Genomic DNA, 21,099 nt, shown 5'->3' with positions numbered 1-21,099 from the left:
CGGGAACAAGTGCTTTACGCGTGTGCGCTGCTGGTTAAGATCCTCGAACCCTTTTCTTGATCAGAGGTGCTCATGCGCTTTTGCGATTTGCTCGATGCCGTCCGCCACCAACCGTTGGAACTGTCGATTCCAACCGAGTGGGCGCAGGGGCGGGCCAGTTTCGGCGGATTGGTGGCGGCTTTGCAGTATGAAGCCATGCGCGCAAAAGTCCCCGCCGAACGTCCGGTGCGTTCACTGGCGATCACCTTTGTCGGTCCGGTCACCCCCAATGTGCCGGTCAGCTTTGAAGTCGAGGTGCTGCGCGAGGGCAAGGCCGTCAGCCAGGTGCTGGGGCGTGCGGTGCAGAACGGTCAGGTAGTGACCCTGGTACAGGGCAGTTTTGGTGCCTCTCGGCCGTCCGAGGTGACAGTTGTCGCCGAGGAAGCGCCCAGCATGAAACATTGGGACGAGTGCCCGGAACTGCCTTACGTCAAGGGCGTGACGCCGGAGTTCATGCGCCATCTGGCAATGCGCTGGAGCATCGGTGGCATGCCGTTCACCGGCAACAAGTCGCGGGACATGGGCGGTTGGGTGCGCCTGCGGGGCGACGTCAAGGAAGAGCCCATGACCGAGGCGCATATCCTCGCACTGGTGGACGCCTGGCCGCCGGCCTTGTTACCACACCTGACCAGCCCGGCACCCGGCAGTACCCTGACCTGGACCATTGAATTCGTGCAGCCGCTGCTGGTGTTGAGCACCCTGGACTGGTGCAAGTACCGGGTGAATATCGAACATGCCCGTGACGGTTACGGGCATGCGGCCGCGGCACTCTGGAGTGCCGAAGGCCGGTTGATTGCGCTCAGCCGGCAGACGGTCACTATCTTCGGTTGAACCCCTCTCAATGCCGGTGGCGCTTGCGCCATGCACGCCACCAGGCGCCGCTGAGGACGAAGCGTGGAAAGGTCACGAATTGTTCTACCAGCAGGCGCTGGACTGCATCTTTACGGTCACTGAACGGCTCGGCGGCTTGGGCCTCCAGGCTATGGCCGTGACGCTGCAGGCCCAAGGCGGCGATCAGGCCGACCACGCCGATGGCGACGTTGGTGAAGCTCAAGCTGAATACTCCTGAAACCAGCAACAGAAAGCCGACGATGAACAGCGGCACTGCAATCAGGTGCAACACCAGGTTGGTCGGGTTGCGGTGGTTATGCGGGTAGGAGCGCCATTGCCAGGCGGGGAGGTTGGGGTGACGTTTACCCATGACAGTATCCTTGATTCGTAGAAGCCTATGTATCAAAGGATAGGCCCCACGCGAGGGGGCGGCGAATCAAGGCTGGCTATGAGGGCGATAGGCTGGCAGGTTTCGCTCCGGCAGGCAGGCCGATTCCTGCAGGAGCGAAAAGTCGCGGTTTACAGCTTCAATTGACCGATGGCCTTGCTCAGTTCCCCAGCCAGGGTCGCCAGTTCGTTGCTGGTGGTCGCCGAGTCGACGGTCTGTTGCACCGTGTTTTCGGTGACGTCGCGAATACTCACCACGGCGCGATTCATTTCTTCCGCCACCTGGCTTTGCTGCTCGGCCGCCACCGCAATCTGGGTATTGCTCTCACGCATCTGCGCCACGGCCGTGGTGATTTCCGCCAGCGCTGCGCCGGCTTCCTGTGCCTGCTGCACGCAATCGTCTGCCTTGAACGAGCTTTCCTGCATGAAGTCCACTGCGTCGCGGGTACCGGCCTGCAGGGCGGAGACCATCCGGGTGATTTCGTCGGTGGAGGTCTGCACCCGCTTGGCGAGGTTGCGTACTTCATCGGCGACCACCGCGAACCCCCGGCCCATTTCACCGGCGCGCGCCGCTTCGATCGCGGCATTGAGCGCCAGCAGGTTGGTTTGCTCGGCAATGCTGTGGATCACGTTGACCACGCCATTGATCTTCTGACTGTCCTCGGCCAGGCGCTGGATCATCTCGGCGGTCTGTTGCACGCCGCTGGAGAGCCCGGAAATGGACTTCTGCACGCGGCTGACCACTTCCTGGCCGCTGCCGGCGAGGACATCGGCGGCCTGGGAGCGATCCCGGGTGGCGCCGGCGTGCTGGGCGATGTGATAGACGGTGGCGGACATTTCGTTGATCGCTGTCGCGGCCTGATCGGTTTCGCTTTGCTGGCCCAGCATGCCGTGACGCACATCGTTCATGCTCGATGCCAGGCGCGCGGCGCCGATATCCAGTTTCCGGGCGGTATTGGCGACGGTGTTGACCACCCGCTGATAACCCGCCTGCATTGCATTGAAGGCGCTGGCCATCTGGCCGACCTCGTCCGTGCACGACAGGGGCACGCGGGCCGACAGGTCGCCGGTCTTCTCCACATGCAGCATCACATCCTTGAGGGTGTTCAGTTGGCTGAGCAGGAAACGGATCAACAGTTGCGAAGCACCGAGCATCGCCAGCATCAGAATGAACACGGCCACCGCGTATTGGCTGAAGCGTTCGCTGAACACCTGACGCAGGCTTGGCCCATGGGCAAGCACCGCAATCCGTTGGCCATCGGCCCGGGGCAGCACCTGCGCGCCGATCAGAGGGTTTTCGCCGAACAGCGGCATTTCATCGAAGGCCACCCATCCATTGGCATTGCTCAACTGCGGCAGGGAGCGCTGGTCGAGGCTGGGGATCTGGCCGGCCGCGAAGCTCAGCAGATTCTCGGCATGGGGCAGCGCTTGCCCGGAGGGCCATGCGCCGAGCAGGCTCGCCTGGGCCCTGGCGTTGTTTTGTGAGGCCTGGCTACGCGCTTGCTGCTCCAGCTGGACGGCGTACAGGACCAGTAGCAGGGTGGTCACGAAGGCGACCGCATTGACCGCCCAGAACTTGTATTTCAATGAGATATTGCTGAGCCAGGCACCCATGGAAGGTCTTCTCTGATTAAGCGGAACAGTATTGGCAAGGTGCCATTATTGTGCCGCTATGCAGAGAGTCAAATCTTGATATGCGTCAAGCAATCTCGGGCAAGGCGAAGAAGGCACGGGCGCTGGCGGTACTGTGGGCCGCCAGCTCTTCCTGGCTCTCGCCGCGATGCAGGGCCACCACGCGCAACACTTCGGTCAGGTAGGCCGGTTCGTTGCGACCGTTCTTCGGCTTGGGGCGCAGGCTGCGGGGTAACAGATAGGGGGCGTCGCTTTCGAGCATCAGGCGACCGCGGGGAATCTCTCGTACCAGCGGGTGCAAGTGAGTGCCGCGGCGCTCGTCGCAGATCCACCCAGTGATGCCAATGTGCAGGTCAAGGTCCAGATAGTTGAACAGCGCGCGCTGTTCGCCAGTGAAGCAATGCACCACTGCGGCCGGCAAGCGGTCACGAAAGTCGCGGACTATTTCCAGCAGGCGCTGGCTGGCGTCGCGTTCGTGGAGGAAGACCGGCAGTTGCAGCTCAACGGCCAGGGCCAGGTGTTCCTCCAGCACTTTTTCCTGTTGCCCTCGGGGGGAGAAGTCCCGATTGAAGTCCAGGCCGCATTCGCCCACGGCCTTGACGCTGCTTTCCTTGAGCAGGCTGCGCAAGCGCTGTGCGCTGTCGGCATTCCAGTCGCTGGCGCAATGTGGATGAATCCCGGCGGTAGAGAACAGTTGGCGGCCACTTTCATCCAGTTGCCGCGACAGCTCGAGTGCCTGTTCGCTGCCCTCGACACTGGTGCCAGTGAGCACCAGTTGGCAGACGCCGGCGGCATAGGCACGGTCCAGTACTGCGCGATGTTTTTCGGCGAAACTTGGATTGGTCAGGTTGACGCCGATATCGATGAGTTGCATGGTGCTATCTCCGCCTGCGGCCGGAAAGCATATCAGAGCTGTAGATTTATAAGAAAAGCCAAGAACTACAACGAGTTGAAGCTGTCTCTTGATGCCGGGAGAAAGGCTGCGGTTGGTTTGCCAGCCGTGGTTGTGCCAGTCTTTCACATCTTGTCAGCGCTCTAGGCGCTCTGTTTCTGTCGCCCGCGTTTTCGCCATTGCTCGAAAACCCGGACAGTATTCTTCCCGGAGAGCGGATGACGCGACCCTCGGTTTTGCTAGCGTTGTGCTTGTCGTTGCTGCTGCCCCTGCCGGCGGTAGCACGCTTGGCTGGCCCTCCGGAAGCGGCCGTAGCGGGCAAGGTTCGCGACCTGGCGGACATTCGCAGCAGCCGGGTCTTGCGCGTGCTGGTCAACCAGAGTCGCAATAGCTCCGGTGAAGTCCAGGGCCAGGCCATCGGTGTCGAATATCACCGTCTGCGCGCCTTTGAGCAGTACCTCAATGGTCACGCTCGCGACGGTCAGGAAATCAGTCTCAAGATCATTCCCAAAGCCAAGGATCAATTGCTCGGTGCGCTGCAGCGTGGCGAGGGGGATCTGGTCGCTCCAGGAGAGTTGTTGGAGGCGCTACCGGGGCAAGCGGTAAGCCCCAGTGAACCGGTCGCCAGCAACGTGCCGTTGCTGCTGGTGGGAATCAAGGGCGAGCGGCGCTACACCCGGCCTGAACAGCTCTCCGGCAAGACCCTGGCGCTGACCACAGGCAGCGCTGCCGGGGATGCGGTGAGCCAGATCAATCAGAAGCTGGCGCTGCATAAGCTGGCGCCGGTCAAGGTCGAGTGGGTCGATCCGAGCCTGGCAGTCGAAGATGTCCTGGAAATGGTCCAGGGCGGGATCTTTCACCTGACCATCGTCGAGAAGCCCATTGCCGAGCGCTGGGGCAAAGTCCTGCCGAAGCTGCGTTTTGATCGGCAACTGGTCATCAGCGAGCCTGGCGAGGAGCACTGGTTCGTGCGGCGGGATGCCTCGATGCTGCGGGCGAGCATCGATCGTTTCCTGAAGGTCTACAAGGCTCCGGCGGATCAGGATGTTGCGTTCTTACGCATCTATCGACGCCTGTATCAGGTGCATAACCCTTTGACCCGGGCCGATCGCCAGCGCCTGGAAAAATTGCGCCCGGTATTACAGAAGCATGCCGATGCACAGAACATGGACTGGTTGAACCTGGCGGCGCTGGCCTTCAAGGAGTCGTCGTTGCAGCCCTCTGCCAGAAGCGGCAGCGGCCCGACCGGCCTGATGCAGATCACCCCGTCAGCTGCCCAGCGGGTAGGGGTCAATAACATCCAGACCCTCGATAGCAATGTGCTGGCCGGAGCCAAGTACCTGGCGTTGATCCGGCGCAAGTTTTTTTCCAGTCCCAAGCTCAACGAGCGCGAGCGTATGGCATTTGTCCTGGCGGCCTACAACATGGGGCCGGAGCGAGTGCAGGGTATGCGGACCGAAGCCCGACGACGCGGGTTGAACCCCAATCAGTGGTTTTTCCAGGTCGAGCGCATTGCCATGGAACAGGTCGGAATGGGCGCCGTCAGCTATGTTAATAGCGTCAACAAATACTATTTGGCCTTTGACCGGGAACGCGAATCGTTGGAGCCGCAAGCGCGTAAGGTCGTCTCAAGGAAATAATCGATAAAATTGATTGTTATATTGCTATTTTTGCACTTTTAACATGAGATTTTGTGATTAATATAGCGACCCATTACCCAACACTACAAAGGACTACACAGCATGAGCACACTGATCAAAACCGTACTGAGCACCCGTGCAGGCTACGGCCTGACCGTCCTGCGAGTTTTTGTCGGCATCATTTTCGCCGCTCACGGCGCGCAAAAGCTTTTCGGTCTGTTTGGCGGTTACGGATTGGCAGGTACGGCACAGTGGATGGAGAGCATCGGCCTGGCACCAGGACACTTGATGGCGCTGTTGGCGGGCGGTACCGAGTTCTTCGGCGGTCTGGCGCTGATTATCGGTCTGTTGGCACGTCCTGCCGCGTTGGGGTTGAGCTTCACCTTGCTGGTGGCGATTTTCTCCGTGCACATCAGCAATGGCCTGTTCATGGCGAACAATGGTTATGAGTTCGCCCTGGCTCTGCTCGGCGGTACCATTGCGGTTCTGATCGAAGGCGCGGGCAAATTGTCACTCGATGCGGCAATTGCCAAGTAACTTCCGGAAAACACCCAAGGCCCGCTTGTAGCGGGCCTTTTTTGTTGCTGATTTCGTTATTGGGGATTCTTGACACTACCCCGTCGGCTTCTCTAGGATTGTTGCCCATGCGCCGATTTAAACAGCTACTTGCGGGGCGCCAGGTGATTCGGAATATCACCGACAGAAGCTCTACCGGCTTCGAAATACCGCTAAAGCGCTGGTTCGGTGTTGCCTCTCACCTGCCCGGCAGAAAATTGAGGCAGAGACACGACACGATGAATGCACTCCACCCTCCTGTACGTCTTGCGCCAATCACGGCGAATCTTGTTCAGCGCAATCCAAAAATTCTTCTTGGCGGCACACACCAGCCGACATTGCTGCGTTATCTCGATGGCTGGCCACGTCGCAGCACAGGCCCTTCGGCCTTTCTGATCCAGTTCATCGAAGACGGCGAGTCCTTGGCACGTTTTGCCAACGACAGTTTTGACCTTGCGGTGATACAGGCGCCCAGCTCGGAAAATGCTGCGGAAGTCATCCGGCATCTGACCCGTGTGGCTCGACAGGGGCTGATCACCCGTAGGTAAGTACCGTAGGTGATCAACCTGGCTGTCGAGGTGGGGGCGATGTTTCTGAATCCCAGCTAAAGGCTGCATCGATATCAGGGGTTCAAACTACGGAGTTGCGTTTGGCCAGCTCCGCCAGCGCTACCAGATTGGAAACATTGAACCGTTTTAGCAGCCTGACCTTATAGGTGCTCACCGTCTTGTGGCTGATCAGCAACGCATCCGCGATTTTCTGATTATTCAGACCGCTCGCCAGCAGTTTCAGGACGGTGATTTCCCGGTCGGTCAGTTGGGCAATCAAGACACTCTCTTGGCAGGCGGCGTTTGTATTCTGTTGCAAGGTGCTGATTGTATCCTCGGGGAAATAGCTATACCCCGACAATATGGCTTTTACCGCATTAGCCAGTTCGTTCAGATTATCGTTCTTGCACAGAAAACCAGCCGCTCCGGCCTGCAAACAGCGCAAGGCGAAGTTCTTGGAGTTGCTGGAAGTCAGCACCAGTGTCTTTATTGGCAGTCCAGCGGACTTTATATGGGAGATAACGGAAAAACCGTCGAGGTTGGGTATGTTCAAGTCCAGGATGAGCAGGTCTGGAAGATGCTTGCGTACCAGCTGGACGGCGTCGGCCCCGTTGTCCGCCTCCGCGACGATGTTGTGTTCGTGAGGTTCCAGAACGGTTCTTATGGCGAGTCGAATCAACGGATGGTCGTCGACGATGATGATACTTCCCATGCAAGGCATCTCGATATTTAGGGGGAGGGTGCCCTGCGTATGTTATCCGAGCACTCTGAAAACTAAATCAGACGAATCTGATAGTTGTCATTGTGTGGCTAAGTTATGGTTGAGCTCCGTTTTTATCTGGCCAAGCCACGCTCGCTATGCATATTATTATCTTTAGACCGACCTCTCATCTGAAAGGCTCTTGGTTATTCAACACTCTTTTGCGTCTTGATCGTTTTATCTACTGGTTTGCTCCTTCTCTAGCGATGTTGATGGGGGTGGCTGGTGTCGCGCTGTGTTTTTTTAGCTGGCAGCAACGACTGATATTGACAGGAGGGGCCGGGCTAGTACTGCTACTGCTGGCGGGAGGGTTAGTCATGCTATGGTCGAATTATGATTGGTGGCTGTTCAAGCTCAGTCCGCAGAAGGGTTTGAATATTCCTCTTAAATGAGATCGGAGTGGTCAAGGCTGTCAGCCATAACATGGTAAATCGAAAGCGTTGACTTTTCTGGTTGTGAGTTGTCGGATAGTTCTACCTGAAGAATGGGAATTGTCCGGTTGCTGGCATGTGTTGTTAGGAGGTATTTTTTACTCCGTGTGATATGTTTTTAGATATATGACGGAGCCTAAGTCAGCGATGCTGCTACGAACTATTTCCATCGAAAACGCAGAGCAAGAAGTGCTGAATGGTGCGGTGCTCTGCAGTTTTGCAATTCCTATGCTGAGGCGTAATTTTCTTGCCTATAGCTTAAATGAGGGCGCTGAAGTCGGAGAGTCGCGAGTTTATATTGCGATGTTGCATAAAAAGGGGAAAGAGTATGCGCTGAGTTCGATTGAAAGCGAACACGATTGGCGTCTGGTTATTCAGGTCTTCAAAGAGATAGTTACTCATGCAACGCGGCTTGAGATTCGACAACAAGGTGCTGCTGGCAGTGTTGGCACTCCCTACCATCTGATTGACCTTAAAGGCTGTGTGATACCGACGGGGAACCTTTCCGAGCATCGCTCACTCACCATCAAGAAAAATTTGGTGGTGAAACTCATATCATCAGAAGCTTCGACAGTTTGTCTGCCTGCAATTGATGACACCGAACTCAGCGTTCCAGCCCTTGATGTTTCTATTGAGACGACCTCTCAAAATACCCCTGCTGCAAAAGATTCCACAGAGTGTGTGGACGAGGTTCCTGACTCGAACGAGTATGGTTCGCCAGAAACTGTTGAGGACCTTGAAGGGGACTTGCCTGATGATGCCCCGTCCAGATCTGAGCCGATTGGAGAACCATATGAATTATGCCAAAAGGACGCTGAAACCGAGGCTTATGTAAGGGAGGGTTCTACTGAGACCTCGTTATTGGCCGAGGATCTTCAACAGGGTATTGCTGGCTTAGCTATCACCAATATCGAAAGCCATGTCGACTCATCCAGGAATGATGCTCTCCTGTCAGGTGTTACAACACATAGAGTAGATGCTGACCAGTCTGCTGACCCGGAGGTCGATGCTGTACGTCTGCATCAAGGTATACAGAACACACTGGCTGACTTGGCGGAGGTGGTTCGCGATTTGACTTCGGAGGATGATGTGGAATTAACCCAGGGAAATGAGTACGACCTGTCGATGTCTGACAGAGTTCCGACTTTGGTAGACAGGCAGCTTCAAACCATCCCTGATATCGATCAGTCCGGTGAAAATGCTGTGGATGCAATGCCGGATGAGTCGGACGGTTGTGAAGCCTCACTAGAGCATTCGCTGGATAAGGATCAGTTCCTGATGGATACGGCTCCCGATACCGAAGTTGTATCTCAGGGGGCGGATACCGATCATCTGCTTTTTGATGTAGAGAACACGTTGTCGAATCTTGCACATATGGCGCAGGAACTGGCACAACAAAAATTGATTGCAGTGAAGCAGCAGGAGGCCTTGGAGCTTTTAAAGGAGCAATTGCAGGAGCGAGAACGCAAGCTTCAGGAAAAGGATGAATACTTGCGCCAGTTACAAAGCCAGCTTCAACAAGAGAGGATCGCTATCGATAAATCCGCAGAGCACAACTCCAAGGTGATTGCCGAACGCAGCGTTGCGCTACAGCAGTTGGCTGAAAGTGTGGAGTCCCGAGAGCGAAGTGTTGCGCGGCGCTCTGAGCTATTGCAGTTGGAGCAGCAACGTCTTGAAGAGATTTCTGTAAAACAAAGTGTTCGTGCATCCGAGCTTGAAAAACGGGACATCGGGATCCAGCAAAAAAATGCCGAGCTTGTGGAAAGATTAGCGCAGCTATCCAGTACCCGTAAAAAGCTGAGTAATATTGTAAAAGGCTTCAATGAGACAGTGACCTTCAATAATAGTCTGCATAGCATATCTAGTACCTTATTCAACGATGACGAGTAAGGCGCCTCAGTTGAAATTGCAAGTGTCTATTTTAGTTCCTGGGTGTTTTTTCATGTAAGGCAATATGTGATCTGTATGAAATAGTCGGCTGGTAATGGTTGGGCAGGAGACGGGAGGAATGGGGAGCATGCGTGTTCTTTGATGAGCGTTCTGATCGGACTTGCGCATGAGCTTGTTTTTACCTCGCGTGACCAAGGCAGTCGCTTTTCATACAGAGCCTAGAGATCGATTCATTCTAGATGGTGGATGTTCCGATGGCATGCGTCTTACTGGAAGGTTTATTTTGCTCAATATTGGTTCTCAGTGCTCCGGTTGAATCATAATGCTGAACGGCTCATAAGGCTCTGCATGGGGAATTTAACCAATTGAGTACCAAGCTCATTACACAGGAAGGTTTCGAGGCTCTGAAAAACGAGCTGGATTACCTGTGGCGGGAGAAGCGTCCGGATGTGACGCAGAAAGTCACTTGGGCGGCCTCCCTGGGGGACAGAAGTGAAAACGCCGATTATCAATACAACAAGAAACTCCTGAGGGAAATTGATCGCCGGGTTCGCTACTTGCGCAAGCGACTCGAAGACATGAAGGTCGTGTCTTATTCGCCGGAACAGGAGGGCCGGGTTTTCTTCGGCGCCTGGGTCGATATCGAGAATGAAGAGGGTGAAACCAAGCGTTTCCGTATCGTCGGCTATGACGAGATATACGGGCAGAAGGATTACATCTCTATCGATTCGCCCATGGCCCGGGCGCTCTTGAAGAAAGAAGTCGGCGACGAGGCGATAGTGCAGACGCCCGGTGGAGAAATGTGCTGGTGGATCAATCAGATCGAATACGTGAAATGAACTGCCTGCGAGGGGCTTACCCCTCGCGCAGTACTGTCAGTGGGCTGGCATTCAATGCCCGGCGTGTCCCGTAGACACCGGCACCGCCGATCAGCAGGGCACCGATAACAGGCAGGAGCAACAGCCAAGGATGTGGATGCCAGGGCAGGTCGAAGGCAAACCGATACAGCACCAGGCTCACCAGTTCCGATCCCAATGCCGCCAGTAGCCCGCTGACGGCTCCCAGCAGCCCGAACTCGATACGCCGGGCCTTGACCAGTAATTGTCGTTCCGCACCCAGCGCCCGTAGCAGGGCGCCCTGACGAATACGCTCGTCCAGGGTGGCCTGCAGTCCGGAAAACAGCACGGCCATGCCGGCGGCGAGTACAAACAGCAGCACGTATTCCACGGCCAGGGTGACCTGGGCCAGGATGCTGCGTAGTTGTTCGAGCAGAGCCTCCACTTGCAGGATGGTCACTGCCGGAAACGCCCTGGACAACTCGACCACCTGCTGGTCATGACCCGCAGCCAGATAGAAGCTGGTCAGGTAAGTGGCGGGCAGATCCCGCAGCGTGCCCGGCTGAAAGATCATGAAGAAGTTGGGCTGGAAGTTGTCCCAGTTGATTTCTCGCAGGCTGGTCACCCTGGCCTCGCGATTGACCCCTCCGACGCTGAATGTCATCTGGTCGCCGAGTTTGAGTTTCAAGCTTTCGGCCACCTGGGCCTCGACCGAGACGCCAGGTAAATCCCCTTCGGGCTGTTGTGCCCACCACGAGCCGCTGGTGATCTTATTGCCAGCTGGCAGATCCGCGGCCCAGGTCAGGCTCAAATCGCGCTGCACGGCGCGATCGCCACTGGAGTCCTTGCTGACGATTTCCCGGACCGGTTCGCCGTTGATGCTGATCAGCCGCCCTGGCACTACCGGATACAGCGGCGCGGAAGGGGCGGAAAGCGCCACCAGCTTGTCGGTGAAAGCTTGTTTGTCCGCGGGCAGGATATTCAGCGCGAAATAGTTCGGTGCGTTCTTGGGCAACTGGTTTTGCCAAGTGTCGAGCAATTCTCCACGCAACAGCGCAATCAAGGCCATCGACAGCAGAATCAAGCCGAAGGCCAGGGATTGCCCGGCAGCGGCCAAAGGATGCCGCAGCAGCTGGCCCAGCCCCAGGCGCCATGGCAGCGACGCCTTGGTCAGCAAGCGACGCAGACTCTGCAGGGCCAGCAGCAGTAATCCGCCCAGAACCAGGGCAGCAATGACGCCGCCGCCGAGCAAGGCAAAGGTCAGCAGCAGATCCAGGCTCAGACGCCACATGATCAAGCCCAGGGCCAGCAAGGCGGCGCCATACACCATCCAGGTGCTTGGGGGGATCGGCAGCAGGTCACGGCGCAACACCCGCAAGGGTGGGACACGCCCCAGCGCCGCCAGTGGCGGCAAGGCGAAACCGCCAAGTGCCACCAGGCCGGTGCCGATACCGGCGACGGCGGGAAGCAGCCCGCCAGGAGGCACATCGGTGGGTAGCAGGTCATGCAGCAGGTAAAACAGCCCAAGCTGGGCGAGCCAGCCAAGCAGTGCGCCGACGATGCTGGCCAGGATGCCGAGCTGGGCCAGTTGCAGGGTGAACAGCAGCATGGTTTCCCGGCGAGACAGGCCCAGGCAGCGCAGCAGCGCGCTGGCGTCGAAACGGCGGGAAGCGAAGCGCGCAGCGGACAGGGCAACCGCCACGCCTGCCAGCAGCACCGCCACCAGGCTGGCCATGTTCAAGTAGCGTTCGGCCTTGCCCAGGGCTCCGCCGATCTGGCGGTTGCCATCTCGGGCATCCTGCAGGCGCTGATTGGCCGCCAGGCCTGGCTTGATCAATTGGCGATAGGTTTCCAGGGCGCTCCCGGGACCGCGCCAGAGTTCCTTGTAACTGACCCGGCTGCCCGGTTGCACCACGCCGGTGGCGTTCAGGTCGCTCAGGTTGATCAGCACCCTGGGGGTCAGGCTATAGAAGTTTCCGGCGCGATCCGGTTCGTAAGTCAGTACCCGGCTCAGGCGCAGGGTTTTCATCCCGACGTCGATGCTGTCGCCGATTTTCAGGTCGAGCGCGGTCAACAGTCGGGCTTCGACCCAGGCTTCACCCGGTTGCGGACCACCGCCGGTTTCTTCCGTCGCGTAAGGGGCCGGGGCGCTTTTCAGTTCGCCGCGCAGCGGGTAGGCGTCGTCCACGGCCTTGATACTGGAAAGCTGGATGCCATTATCGGTGGCGATCACACTGGAGAACTCCACCACCTGCGCATGTTGCAGGCCCAGTTCCCGACCGCTCTGTATCTGTTCGGGCCTTGCCGGAGAGCTGCTTTCAAGCAGCAGGTCCGCGCCGAGAAACTCCGTGGCGCGCAACAGCATCGCGCCGTTGAGGCGCGCACCGAAATAGCCGATGGCGGTGCTGGCGGCTACGGCCACCACCAGGGCGAAGAACAATACCCGCAGTTCTCCGGCGCGGGCGTCGCGCAGAAGTTGGCGAACGGCAAGGCTGAACAGGCGCAACAGCGGCAGGCGTGCCATCAAGGCTCCAGGGGGGCGACCAGTAGGCCGGCTTCAAGGCGGATCAGGCGCCGGCAACGATGGGCCAGGCGTTCATCGTGAGTGACCAGGACCAGAGTCGTGCCGCTTTCCTTGTTCAGATCGAACAGCAGGTCGCTGATGCGCTCGCCGGTGTGGCTGTCGAGGTTGCCGGTCGGCTCGTCGGCGAACAGCACGTCAGGTTCGGCGGCGAAGGCGCGGGCGATGGCCACCCGCTGTTGTTCGCCGCCGGAGAGCTGGCGAGGCGAGTGACTCAGGCGTTGCCCGAGCCCGACGCGCTGGAGCAGTTCGGTCGCACGCTCGCGGGCATCCCGACGGCCGTCCAGCTCCATGGGTAACATGACGTTCTCCAGGGCATTGAGGCTGTCGAGCAGTTGGAACGACTGGAAGACAAAGCCCACATGCTCGGCCCTGATTCGGGCACGCTGGTCTTCGTCCAGTGTGCCGAGGCTGCGACCGGCCAGGGTGACCTCACCGCTGCTGGGCAGGTCGAGCCCGGCCAGCAGGCCGAGCAGGGTGGATTTTCCGGAGCCGGAACTGCCGACGATGGCCAGGCTGTCGCCTTTGTTCAGTTCCAGGCTGAGTTCGTGCAGGATGGTCAGTTCACCTTCCGCGCTGGGAACCACTTTGCTAAGGTTCCGCGCAGTGAGAATGCTTGCGCCCATGGAGAATCCGATGCGTGTGTGGTTTTTGAGTGCTGGCCTGGCCTTGATGTGCATGGCCCAGAACGCAGCGGCGGGTACAGTCCTGATCGTTGGCGATAGTATCAGCGCGGCTTTCGGCCTGGATACCCGGCAGGGGTGGGTGGCACTGCTCGAGCAACGGCTCAAGAGCGAAGGTTTCAACGATAAGGTGGTCAATGCTTCCATCAGTGGAGACACCAGCGCAGGTGGCCAGGCGCGGCTGCCGGCGCTGCTTGCAGAGCACAAGCCGGAGCTGGTGATTCTCGAGTTGGGCGGCAACGATGGCCTGCGTGGGCAACAGCCCACGCAATTGCAACAAAATCTTGCTTCGATGATCGACAGCTCCAAGGCCAGTGGTGCCAAGGTGCTGTTGCTTGGCATGCAGCTGCCACCCAATTACGGCGTGCGTTATACCCAGGCGTTTGCCGAGGTGTACAGCAAGCTCGCGAATGAAAAAAACGTAGCGCTGGTGCCATTTTTTCTGGAAGGGGTCGGCGGCAATCCCGAGCTGATGCAGGCCGATGGCATCCACCCTGCGGTCACCGCTCAGGGCAAGTTGCTGGAAAATGTCTGGCCGACGCTAAAACCGCTGCTTTGACGCTTTTCTACCGGCAGTGTTTCGGCTAATGTGGCGCCCCCGATTTGGAGCCCCCGATGCCGCGTCCCGCCTGGTCCCTGTTTGCCTACCAACTGATCGAGCCTGACGAACAGCTCGACCTGTTCGCCTGCCAGGAAGTCCGGGTGCACCTGGTGACGCGTCAGCTGGAGCTGGGCGGCTCTGCCGATCGCACATTGTGCGGCACCTTGCTGCCCGCGCAACCGCGCTGGTCGAGTGTCGACCGGACCATTTTCCAGGACCAGCGCCTGTGTCCGTTGTGCCGGGCGATCCTCGAATCGCAAAAGCGCGGCACGCCACCGATCTGGCCAGAGTTGCGTTTCGAGCTGTAAGGCAGCAAGTTCTCGCCCGGCTCCCTTCTTGCGCTGATGCAGCTGTCGCTCCCGCAGTCACGGGGGCGGGTGTACAATCACTTTTTTACTCGTTGATCATGCGAAGGATTTTCCGGATGTTGCCGCGCTTTCCTGTCGTCACCCGTTGCCTGACGCTTGCCGCCTTCTGTGTGGCCGGCCCCGTTGCCGCATTGGAACTGCCTCTACCTCCACCGGGCGAAGATATCGTCGGTCAGGTACAGGTGATCAAGGCCAAGTACGAAGACACCTTTGCCGACCTGGGCACGACCTACGACCTGGGCTATTACGAGATGGTCGCGGCCAACCCGGGAGTGGATCCCTGGTTGCCGGGCGCGGGCACCGAAGTGGTGTTGCCGACGCGTTTCATCCTGCCGCCGGGACCTCGTGAAGGCATCGTGATCAACCTGGCTGAATATCGCCTGTACTACTACCCGAAAGGGCGGAACGTGGTGTACACCTTCCCCCTGGGTATCGGCCGGGAAGGTTGGGGGTCGCCGATCGCCCATACCAGCATTGTCGCGAAGACGCCGAATCCGACCTGGACTCCGCCAGCCTCGATCAAGGCCGAGCACGCCGCCGACGGTGACCCGCTGCCAAACGTGGTGCCGGCGGGTCCGGACAATCCGTTGGGGCCATTCAAGTTCACCCTGGGTACGCCGGGCTACCTGATCCACGGTTCGAACAAGAAGTTCGGGATCGGCATGCGCACCAGCCACGGCTGCTTCCGGATGTTCAACAACAACGTCCTGGAAATGGCGAGCATGGTGCCAGTGGGGACATCGGTGCGCATTCTCAACGATCCGTACAAGTTTGGTATCAGCGCTGGCAAAGTCTATCTGGAAGCTCACACGCCGCTGGATGACAAGGGCAATCCGTCGGTCGTGGACAAGCACACCGCGGTGATCAACGCCTTGCTCAAGCGTGAAGACCTGGCCAATAACTTGCGGATGAACTGGGATGTGGTGCGCGACGTGGTGGCGGCCGAAGATGGTTTACCGGTAGAGATCGCTGTACCGACCACTGCGCCCGTAGTCTCGGCGCTGCCTATCGATATGCAGCAGTAACGGTTGGAACAGCAACCCGTCGATGCTTTCGGGCGTCGACGGGTTTTTTATTGCCGCAAGAAAACCCGGGCAATAAAAAAGCCGACCCAGTAAATGGGTCGGCTCGATAACAATCCCGAGGGATTATTACTTGCGGCTAGCTTTTTCCAGCATACGCAGAGCGCGCTCGTTAGCTTCGTCAGCAGTCTGTTGTGCTTTTTGAGCAGCAGCCAGAGCTTCATCAGCTTTACGGTAGGCTTCGTCTGCACGAGCCTGGGCACGAGCTGCTGCGTCTTCAGTTGCAGTCAGACGAGCTTCGGTTTCTTTGGATACGCTGCTGCAACCGGTAGCCAGAACTGCGGCCAGAGCCAGAGCAGAGAATTTCAGAACGTTGTTCATCGTGTTCCCCTTCAAGGACTTTCTATTAAGTAGCTATCTCATCCGAGTGATGAAATGGCCGGCGTACATACTACCCATTACTTGTAGTAAGTAAACTGACGTAGCGCAAGAAGCAAAAAAAATTCTAGGCGTTGAATCTTTTTCGAGCAACTTTTTATCGATCTGTATAAAAAATACGCAACCTTGTCACCCTGTTGGGAGGTTGCGCTTGTTAAGCGTATCTGCCGTAGAGCCCCTTTGCACGGCGCTTGCGGAGTGTAGGCTAAAGTCTATCTATATCGACTCGTCTACACTTTTGTTCAGAATCTGTGGGGCGTCTCACGCATCTTTGTCCATGTTGAGGTGACTTTAAATGGGTGGGCTCGTCTTAAATCTCAACATCCGGCGATGTTCAGGTTGTTGATCCTTAGGCGGTTTGATCGAGCGTTTTGCATGTAGCTGGGAACAGGTCTGAGGACGCATCGACAGCAAACTGGCCTGATGCCAGTAGCTTGAACGCAAGCGTCCCTTGAGCATTGGTGCCAATGGTGCCTACTATTTGAAACGTGCTCGGTCATGCGAGAGCGGCAAGCTCTCCTCGGTGTCCAGACAGGCACGGGGTGGCGTAGTTGTTCCTTCGCCGGAAAAACATCGGTAAGGTAGGGGTCAGAATCCAAGACCCGCGAGGAGTAGTGATGAGCGAGGCGTTGTCCATCCACCATGACCAGGCTGGTCATCAATTCGAGACCAATGTGGACGGTCATCGTGCCTACCTGACCTATATGGACCTGGGTAAGCAGACCCTGGATATTTATCGGACGTTCGTGCCTAACGCGCTGCGTGGTCGTGGTATTGCCGCGGCACTGACCGAGCAGGCGTTGGAATATGCTGACCGCATGGGTTACACGGTGATTCCGTCGTGCTCATATGTGGAGCGCTATATGGAGCGCCATCAGCGCCACGCCGCGAAACTCTGAGCGGGGACGCCAAAAAAAACGCCGGGCTTGGCCCGGCGTTTTTGTGTCTGCGATACGGGGTCAGGTACGAACCCGTTTTGGCAGGACGTCCTTGAGCTTGGCGTGCATGCCGCGCAAGGTTTTCTCGGTGCTTTCCCAATCGATGCAGGCATCGGTGATCGACACGCCGTATTGCAGTTCGGCCAGGTCCTTGGGAATTGCCTGGCAGCCCCAGTTCAGATGGCTTTCGACCATCAGGCCGATGATCGACTGGTTGCCTTCGAGAATCTGGTTGGCCACGTTCTCCATTACCAGCGGCTGCAAGGCCGGGTCCTTGTTGGAGTTGGCGTGACTGCAGTCGACCATGATGTTCGGCTTGATCTTCGCCTTGTTCAGCGCCTGTTCGCAGAGGGCCACGCTGACTGAATCATAGTTCGGCTTGCCATTGCCGCCGCGCAGAACCACGTGACCGTAGGCATTACCCTTGGTGGTGACGATGGATACGCCGCCTTCCTGGTTGATGCCGAGGAAGCGGTGAGGGCTGGAAACCGATTGCAGGGCGTTGATGGCAACGGTCAGGCCACCGTCGGTGCCATTCTTGAAACCTACCGCCGAGGACAGGCCGGAAGCCATCTCGCGGTGGGTCTGGGATTCGGTGGTACGTGCACCGATCGCCGACCAGCTGATCAGGTCCTGCAGGTATTGCGGGGAGATCGGGTCCAGCGCTTCGGTGGCGGTCGGCAGGCCCATCTCGGCCAGGTCCAGCAGCAGCTGGCGACCGATGTGCAGGCCGTCCTGGATCTTGAACGAGTCGTCCAGGTACGGGTCGTTGATCAAGCCTTTCCAGCCAACGGTGGTCCGTGGTTTCTCGAAGTACACGCGCATCACCAGATAAAGGGTGTCGGAGACTTCGGCGGCCAGGACTTTCAGGCGCTCGGCATATTCGTGAGCCGCCTTGATGTCGTGGATCGAGCACGGGCCGATGACGACGAACAGGCGGTGGTCGGTGCCGTCGAGAATATTGCGGATCACTTCGCGACCCTTGGTCACGGTGCGCAGGGCGGCGTCGCTCAGCGGGATGTCACGCTTGAGCTGGTCGGGAGTGATCAGGGTTTCGTTGGAGGCGACGTTAAGGTCGTTGATCGGTAAATCAGCCATCGTGTTACTCGTCAGGTCACGGGTGCCGGCCGCCAGCGATCCCCGCGCGGCGGTGCACAGCGGATTTAAGCGCGTCGGGGAGCCGAACCTTAGCGCGTTACACCGGGGCTCGACAATGGGCAGAGGCGGGTTTAATCCAGCGCTGGCTGCATAAAAGCCTGGTGAACCCGGTCATGGGAGAACTCGGCGGCATGCTGTTCGACCCATTGCTGGGCCAGGGCTTCGATCTGTCGCTGCTCAGCCTGGGGCTCATGCAGGTGGCAGTAGTGGGTGATCTGGCACACCTGCTCACTCATCCGGGCATGGAACAGGGTCTGTTCGTCGATGAAGGCGATCCCCACCAGATAGCCATGCTTGCGTCGCAGGCACCAGGCCACATAGCCGTTGTAGCGGGCGTTTTCACCCAGTGTGGGGATGCAGATTTCCAGTGCGGTGCCGCGGCGCCAGGCGCGGTGATAATTGCAAGCCATGCCGCCGAGGCTGATAGTGTGCAACCGTTGACGCGAAATACATGCGTGCTCGCGTAAGGTCATCTCAACCGGAACATCGTCAGGATGAGGAATGAAACGTCCCATGAACGCAGACTCCGAGTGTCGGCTATGTGACATTGTTTCCCCCAGTATAGTGGTCGAATTGGAGCTGACTGATTTCGATATCGATCAGCGGCTGTTGGCGATGAGCGGTGTTTCAATGGTGATATTCACCAGCGTCGGCTGCGCCAGCTGTCGCTGGGCCAGGCAGCAGTTGCCCGGCTTCGATCTGCCGATCGAGCGGTTGTGCTGGATCGATGCGGGGAACAATGGCGGCGCCGTCGAGCGCTATCAGGTGTTTCACTTGCCGGCACTGTTCGTGGTGCGCGACGGTGAGTTTTATGGGGCCTTGCAGTCGCGTCTGACACCCGGCGAGCTCAGCGAGCGCCTGGCGCAGGCGCTGAACCGAATTCCAGAGGAGTTGCCTTGATGGAAGCAGTCCACACGCCGCGAATCGGCATTATCGGTACCGGAGCGATCGGTGGTTTCTACGGGATGCTGCTGGCGCGAGCCGGCCTGGATGTGCATTTCCTGCTGCGCAGCGAATTCGTCGCGGTTACCGAGCGAGGGTTGCAACTGCATAGCGCGGTGCATGGTGAGCTGACCCTGAACCCGGTCCAGGCCTATGCCAGTGCCGAAGACATGCCGCCCTGCGATTGGCTGCTGGTGGGTGCCAAGACCACCAGCAACGCCGAGCTGGCTCCGGCGATTCTTCGCGCGGCGGCTCCCGGCGCCAAGGTGCTGTTGTTGCAGAATGGCCTGGATGTGGAAGATGGCCTGCGCGACCTGCTTCCCGACTCGCTGCATCTGTTGGGCGGCCTGTGTTTTATCTGCGTGCACCGTGCCGGCCCCGGGGGGATCGAGCATCAGGCGCTGGGCGCGGTGAACCTGGGGTATCACAGTGGCCCGGCAGCGCAGGACGAGTCGCAACGCCAGGTAATAGTGGAAGAGGGGGCGGCGCTGTTCCGCAAGGCCGGTATCGGCTCCCAGGCCATGGCCAACCTGCAGCAGGCGCGCTGGCAGAAACTGGTGTGGAACGTGCCCTATAACGGTTTGTCGGTATTGCTTAACGCCAGCACCACGCCGCTGATGGCCGATGCCGACAGTCGCGAGCTGATTCAGGCCTTGATGCGTGAAGTGGTGCAAGGTGCCCTGGCCTGTGGTCACAGCATGCCGGACGGCTATGCTGAGCACTTGTTCAAGGTGACCGAAGGCATGCCGGACTATTGGCCGAGCATGTACCACGACTACCAGCACAAACGTGCGCTGGAGTTGTCGGCCATCTATGCCGCGCCATTGGCCGCGGCCAAGGCGGCGGGGTGCGAACTGCCGAAAATGGAAGCCTTGTATCAGGCGTTGAGTTTTATCGACCGGCATAACGGTTGATCGCAGCATCGGGGGTAGGGATATGGCAAAGGGCTTGGGCGGTAAACTGGTGGTGGCGATTTCATCGCGGGCCCTGTTCGATCTCAGCGAGAGCCATAAGGTCTATCTGGCCGAGGGGGTCGAGGCCTACCGCAAGTATCAGATCGATCACGAGGAGGAGTCCCTCGAACCGGGCGATGCTTTTCCCCTGGTGAAAAAACTCTTGAGCCTCAATGCCAGCCTCGGCCGGGCGCGGGTCGAGGTGGTTCTGGTGTCGCGTAACAGTGCCGATACGGGCCTGCGGGTCTTCAACTCGATTCAGCATTACGGTCTGGATATTTCCCGGGCCGCGTTTGTTGGTGGGCGCAGCCCTTATCCCTACCTCGCGGCCTTTGGCTGCGACCTGTTTCTTTCCACCCATGCCGAAGATGTGCGCAGCGCACTGGACGCCGGGTTCGCCGCGGCGACCATTCTTTCCGGTGGCGCCCGACGCGCCGCCAGCGCCGAACTACGGATCGCCTTCGACGGTGATGCCGTGCTGTTTTCCGATGAGTCGGAACGGGTCTATCAGCTCGGTGGCCTGGAAGCCTTTCAGGCCAAGGAGCGCGAGTCCGCCCGCGAGCCGTTGCGTGGGGGGCCGTTCAAAGGCTTCCTCGCCGCGCTCAATCTGTTGCAGCGCGAATTCCCCGACGATGGTTGTCCGATCCGCACCGCCCTGGTGACGGCGCGTTCGGCACCCGCCCATGAGCGGGTGATCCGCACCCTGCGCGAATGGGATATCCGCCTGGACGAATCGTTGTTCCTGGGCGGCCTGGAGAAGGCCGCCTTTCTCGAAGCCTTCGCCGCCGATGTGTTCTTCGACGATCAGGCGGGTCATTGCGAACTGGCCCGCGAAGTGGTCGCCACCGGTCACGTACCCCACGGTATCAGCAACGAAACCAAGGTTTAGCTCAATGTTCACGGGCTTGCGCGGGACGTCGTAGTCGCCTTGGCACTGCTAAGCTGAATCAATCTCCGCCATATTGGCAGTCGAG

Annotated in this window: 23 protein-coding genes; 14 read left to right on the top strand and 9 right to left on the bottom strand. The window is 58.6% G+C overall.

Annotated features, from left to right (window positions below):
- Positions 1-72 precede the first annotated feature (72 nt).
- A complete protein-coding gene (locus J4E58_RS17155; protein ID WP_087092749.1) occupies positions 73-870 on the top strand; it encodes an acyl-CoA thioesterase II in 798 nt (265 codons plus the stop codon).
- Between the two features lie 7 nt (positions 871-877).
- On the opposite strand, the gene J4E58_RS17150 is transcribed toward J4E58_RS17155, so the two are convergent.
- The 3 genes from J4E58_RS17150 to J4E58_RS17140 all read right to left on the bottom strand — a co-directional run bounded on the left by J4E58_RS17150 (position 878) and on the right by J4E58_RS17140 (position 3,763).
- Positions 878-1,240, bottom strand: a complete 363-nt coding sequence (locus J4E58_RS17150) for an Mpo1-like protein (RefSeq protein ID WP_087092750.1) — start codon at positions 1,238-1,240, stop codon at positions 878-880.
- A gap of 149 nt (positions 1,241-1,389) precedes the next feature.
- Positions 1,390-2,871, bottom strand: coding sequence for a methyl-accepting chemotaxis protein (locus J4E58_RS17145; protein ID WP_087092751.1), 1,482 nt, complete (start codon positions 2,869-2,871; stop codon positions 1,390-1,392).
- Positions 2,872-2,956: 85 nt separating this feature from the next.
- Complete coding sequence (locus J4E58_RS17140; protein WP_087092752.1) at positions 2,957-3,763, bottom strand: TatD family hydrolase; 807 nt, start codon at positions 3,761-3,763, stop codon at positions 2,957-2,959.
- 236 nt (positions 3,764-3,999) lie between these two features.
- On the opposite strand from J4E58_RS17140, the gene J4E58_RS17135 reads away from it, so the two are divergent.
- The 3 genes from J4E58_RS17135 to J4E58_RS17125 all read left to right on the top strand — a co-directional run bounded on the left by J4E58_RS17135 (position 4,000) and on the right by J4E58_RS17125 (position 6,524).
- Positions 4,000-5,421 carry a transglycosylase SLT domain-containing protein gene (locus J4E58_RS17135; protein ID WP_053262173.1) on the top strand — a complete coding sequence of 474 codons (1,422 nt, stop codon included), beginning with the start codon at positions 4,000-4,002 and terminating at the stop codon, positions 5,419-5,421.
- A 102-nt stretch (positions 5,422-5,523) separates the two neighbouring features.
- The gene (locus J4E58_RS17130) at positions 5,524-5,958 is read left to right on the top strand and encodes a DoxX family protein (RefSeq protein WP_038577146.1); all 435 of its coding nucleotides are present in this window, start codon (positions 5,524-5,526) and stop codon (positions 5,956-5,958) included.
- 257 nt (positions 5,959-6,215) lie between these two features.
- Positions 6,216-6,524 (top strand): hypothetical protein, encoded by a 309-nt coding sequence (locus tag J4E58_RS17125; RefSeq protein ID WP_037035956.1) that lies wholly within the window; start codon positions 6,216-6,218, stop codon positions 6,522-6,524.
- A gap of 82 nt (positions 6,525-6,606) precedes the next feature.
- On the opposite strand, the gene J4E58_RS17120 is transcribed toward J4E58_RS17125, so the two are convergent.
- Positions 6,607-7,236, bottom strand: coding sequence for a response regulator transcription factor (locus J4E58_RS17120; RefSeq protein ID WP_007931372.1), 630 nt, complete (start codon positions 7,234-7,236; stop codon positions 6,607-6,609).
- A gap of 146 nt (positions 7,237-7,382) precedes the next feature.
- Here J4E58_RS17120 and J4E58_RS17115 point away from each other — a divergent pair, with 146 nt between their 5' ends.
- The 3 genes from J4E58_RS17115 (at position 7,383) to greB (ending at position 10,444) form a co-directional block, all read left to right on the top strand.
- Positions 7,383-7,676: a hypothetical protein gene (locus J4E58_RS17115; protein ID WP_037035922.1), complete on the top strand. Its 294-nt coding sequence runs from the start codon at positions 7,383-7,385 to the stop codon at positions 7,674-7,676.
- Between the two features lie 186 nt (positions 7,677-7,862).
- Positions 7,863-9,605, top strand: a complete 1,743-nt coding sequence (locus J4E58_RS17110) for a hypothetical protein (RefSeq protein ID WP_087092753.1) — start codon at positions 7,863-7,865, stop codon at positions 9,603-9,605.
- 365 nt (positions 9,606-9,970) lie between these two features.
- Positions 9,971-10,444 (top strand): transcription elongation factor GreB, encoded by a 474-nt coding sequence (gene greB / locus J4E58_RS17105; RefSeq protein WP_009044968.1) that lies wholly within the window; start codon positions 9,971-9,973, stop codon positions 10,442-10,444.
- Positions 10,445-10,460: 16 nt separating this feature from the next.
- On the opposite strand, the gene J4E58_RS17100 is transcribed toward greB, so the two are convergent.
- Positions 10,461-12,965, bottom strand: coding sequence for an ABC transporter permease (locus J4E58_RS17100; RefSeq protein WP_087092754.1), 2,505 nt, complete (start codon positions 12,963-12,965; stop codon positions 10,461-10,463).
- On the bottom strand, positions 12,965-13,648 hold the full coding sequence (locus J4E58_RS17095) for an ABC transporter ATP-binding protein (protein WP_007931376.1): 684 nt from the start codon (positions 13,646-13,648) through the stop codon (positions 12,965-12,967). The genes J4E58_RS17100 and J4E58_RS17095 overlap by 1 nt, the downstream gene beginning before the upstream one ends.
- A 10-nt stretch (positions 13,649-13,658) precedes the next feature.
- On the opposite strand from J4E58_RS17095, the gene J4E58_RS17090 reads away from it, so the two are divergent.
- The 3 genes from J4E58_RS17090 to J4E58_RS17080 all read left to right on the top strand — a co-directional run bounded on the left by J4E58_RS17090 (position 13,659) and on the right by J4E58_RS17080 (position 15,699).
- A complete protein-coding gene (locus J4E58_RS17090) occupies positions 13,659-14,264 on the top strand; it encodes an arylesterase (RefSeq protein WP_009044965.1) in 606 nt (201 codons plus the stop codon).
- A gap of 56 nt (positions 14,265-14,320) precedes the next feature.
- Entirely contained in the window at positions 14,321-14,614 is a 294-nt protein-coding gene (locus tag J4E58_RS17085) for a hypothetical protein (protein WP_007931378.1), read from the top strand.
- A gap of 116 nt (positions 14,615-14,730) precedes the next feature.
- Positions 14,731-15,699, top strand: coding sequence for a L,D-transpeptidase family protein (locus tag J4E58_RS17080; protein ID WP_007931379.1), 969 nt, complete (start codon positions 14,731-14,733; stop codon positions 15,697-15,699).
- 126 nt (positions 15,700-15,825) lie between these two features.
- Here the strand turns inward: J4E58_RS17080 and oprI are convergent, their stop codons facing one another.
- Positions 15,826-16,077 carry an outer membrane lipoprotei OprI gene (oprI, locus tag J4E58_RS17075; protein ID WP_003448337.1) on the bottom strand — a complete coding sequence of 84 codons (252 nt, stop codon included), beginning with the start codon at positions 16,075-16,077 and terminating at the stop codon, positions 15,826-15,828.
- A 674-nt stretch (positions 16,078-16,751) separates the two neighbouring features.
- On the opposite strand from oprI, the gene J4E58_RS17070 reads away from it, so the two are divergent.
- The gene (locus J4E58_RS17070; RefSeq protein WP_007931380.1) at positions 16,752-17,033 is read left to right on the top strand and encodes a GNAT family N-acetyltransferase; all 282 of its coding nucleotides are present in this window, start codon (positions 16,752-16,754) and stop codon (positions 17,031-17,033) included.
- Positions 17,034-17,093: 60 nt separating this feature from the next.
- Here the strand turns inward: J4E58_RS17070 and J4E58_RS17065 are convergent, their stop codons facing one another.
- Both J4E58_RS17065 and J4E58_RS17060 read right to left on the bottom strand, forming a co-directional pair.
- Complete coding sequence (locus J4E58_RS17065) at positions 17,094-18,170, bottom strand: 3-deoxy-7-phosphoheptulonate synthase (protein WP_053262169.1); 1,077 nt, start codon at positions 18,168-18,170, stop codon at positions 17,094-17,096.
- 131 nt (positions 18,171-18,301) lie between these two features.
- Positions 18,302-18,745 (bottom strand): PilZ domain-containing protein, encoded by a 444-nt coding sequence (locus tag J4E58_RS17060; RefSeq protein ID WP_007931382.1) that lies wholly within the window; start codon positions 18,743-18,745, stop codon positions 18,302-18,304.
- On the opposite strand from J4E58_RS17060, the gene J4E58_RS17055 reads away from it, so the two are divergent.
- From J4E58_RS17055 to J4E58_RS17045, 3 genes are read left to right on the top strand one after another with little or no spacing between them, the layout of a single operon-like run.
- Complete coding sequence (locus J4E58_RS17055) at positions 18,744-19,130, top strand: co-chaperone YbbN (RefSeq protein ID WP_037035927.1); 387 nt, start codon at positions 18,744-18,746, stop codon at positions 19,128-19,130. The two genes, J4E58_RS17060 and J4E58_RS17055, sit on opposite strands and share 2 nt — an antisense overlap.
- Positions 19,130-20,086 carry a putative 2-dehydropantoate 2-reductase gene (locus tag J4E58_RS17050; RefSeq protein ID WP_087092755.1) on the top strand — a complete coding sequence of 319 codons (957 nt, stop codon included), beginning with the start codon at positions 19,130-19,132 and terminating at the stop codon, positions 20,084-20,086. Before J4E58_RS17055 ends, J4E58_RS17050 begins: the two co-directional genes overlap by 1 nt.
- Positions 20,087-20,108: 22 nt before the next feature.
- Complete coding sequence (locus J4E58_RS17045; protein WP_007931385.1) at positions 20,109-21,014, top strand: 5'-nucleotidase; 906 nt, start codon at positions 20,109-20,111, stop codon at positions 21,012-21,014.
- Positions 21,015-21,099: the final 85 nt, after the last annotated feature.

Source organism: Pseudomonas sp. FW305-25 (assembly GCF_017351415.1).
GTDB lineage: Bacteria > Pseudomonadota > Gammaproteobacteria > Pseudomonadales > Pseudomonadaceae > Aquipseudomonas > Aquipseudomonas chlororaphis.
Note: the sequence above shows the minus strand (reverse complement) of the source record. Positions and strands in the feature narration are given on the sequence as shown.

What these genes read in the sequence shown, in the direction of transcription:
- J4E58_RS17060 (WP_007931382.1), bottom strand. Translation starts at nt 18,745, where the DNA reads ATGGGACGTTTCATTCCTCATCCTGACGATGTTCCGGTTGAGATGACC.
- J4E58_RS17130 (WP_038577146.1), top strand. Translation starts at nt 5,524, where the DNA reads ATGAGCACACTGATCAAAACCGTACTGAGCACCCGTGCAGGCTACGGC.
- J4E58_RS17135 (WP_053262173.1), top strand. Translation starts at nt 4,000, where the DNA reads ATGACGCGACCCTCGGTTTTGCTAGCGTTGTGCTTGTCGTTGCTGCTG.
- J4E58_RS17140 (WP_087092752.1), bottom strand. Translation starts at nt 3,763, where the DNA reads ATGCAACTCATCGATATCGGCGTCAACCTGACCAATCCAAGTTTCGCC.
- J4E58_RS17150 (WP_087092750.1), bottom strand. Translation starts at nt 1,240, where the DNA reads ATGGGTAAACGTCACCCCAACCTCCCCGCCTGGCAATGGCGCTCCTAC.
- J4E58_RS17065 (WP_053262169.1), bottom strand. Translation starts at nt 18,170, where the DNA reads ATGGCTGATTTACCGATCAACGACCTTAACGTCGCCTCCAACGAAACC.
- J4E58_RS17145 (WP_087092751.1), bottom strand. Translation starts at nt 2,871, where the DNA reads ATGGGTGCCTGGCTCAGCAATATCTCATTGAAATACAAGTTCTGGGCG.
- J4E58_RS17055 (WP_037035927.1), top strand. Translation starts at nt 18,744, where the DNA reads ATGAACGCAGACTCCGAGTGTCGGCTATGTGACATTGTTTCCCCCAGT.
- J4E58_RS17120 (WP_007931372.1), bottom strand. Translation starts at nt 7,236, where the DNA reads ATGGGAAGTATCATCATCGTCGACGACCATCCGTTGATTCGACTCGCC.
- J4E58_RS17110 (WP_087092753.1), top strand. Translation starts at nt 7,863, where the DNA reads ATGCTGCTACGAACTATTTCCATCGAAAACGCAGAGCAAGAAGTGCTG.
- J4E58_RS17090 (WP_009044965.1), top strand. Translation starts at nt 13,659, where the DNA reads ATGCGTGTGTGGTTTTTGAGTGCTGGCCTGGCCTTGATGTGCATGGCC.
- J4E58_RS17050 (WP_087092755.1), top strand. Translation starts at nt 19,130, where the DNA reads ATGGAAGCAGTCCACACGCCGCGAATCGGCATTATCGGTACCGGAGCG.
- J4E58_RS17070 (WP_007931380.1), top strand. Translation starts at nt 16,752, where the DNA reads ATGAGCGAGGCGTTGTCCATCCACCATGACCAGGCTGGTCATCAATTC.
- J4E58_RS17100 (WP_087092754.1), bottom strand. Translation starts at nt 12,965, where the DNA reads ATGGCACGCCTGCCGCTGTTGCGCCTGTTCAGCCTTGCCGTTCGCCAA.
- J4E58_RS17085 (WP_007931378.1), top strand. Translation starts at nt 14,321, where the DNA reads ATGCCGCGTCCCGCCTGGTCCCTGTTTGCCTACCAACTGATCGAGCCT.
- J4E58_RS17045 (WP_007931385.1), top strand. Translation starts at nt 20,109, where the DNA reads ATGGCAAAGGGCTTGGGCGGTAAACTGGTGGTGGCGATTTCATCGCGG.
- J4E58_RS17155 (WP_087092749.1), top strand. Translation starts at nt 73, where the DNA reads ATGCGCTTTTGCGATTTGCTCGATGCCGTCCGCCACCAACCGTTGGAA.
- J4E58_RS17125 (WP_037035956.1), top strand. Translation starts at nt 6,216, where the DNA reads ATGAATGCACTCCACCCTCCTGTACGTCTTGCGCCAATCACGGCGAAT.
- J4E58_RS17080 (WP_007931379.1), top strand. Translation starts at nt 14,731, where the DNA reads ATGTTGCCGCGCTTTCCTGTCGTCACCCGTTGCCTGACGCTTGCCGCC.
- oprI (WP_003448337.1), bottom strand. Translation starts at nt 16,077, where the DNA reads ATGAACAACGTTCTGAAATTCTCTGCTCTGGCTCTGGCCGCAGTTCTG.
- J4E58_RS17115 (WP_037035922.1), top strand. Translation starts at nt 7,383, where the DNA reads ATGCATATTATTATCTTTAGACCGACCTCTCATCTGAAAGGCTCTTGG.
- J4E58_RS17095 (WP_007931376.1), bottom strand. Translation starts at nt 13,648, where the DNA reads ATGGGCGCAAGCATTCTCACTGCGCGGAACCTTAGCAAAGTGGTTCCC.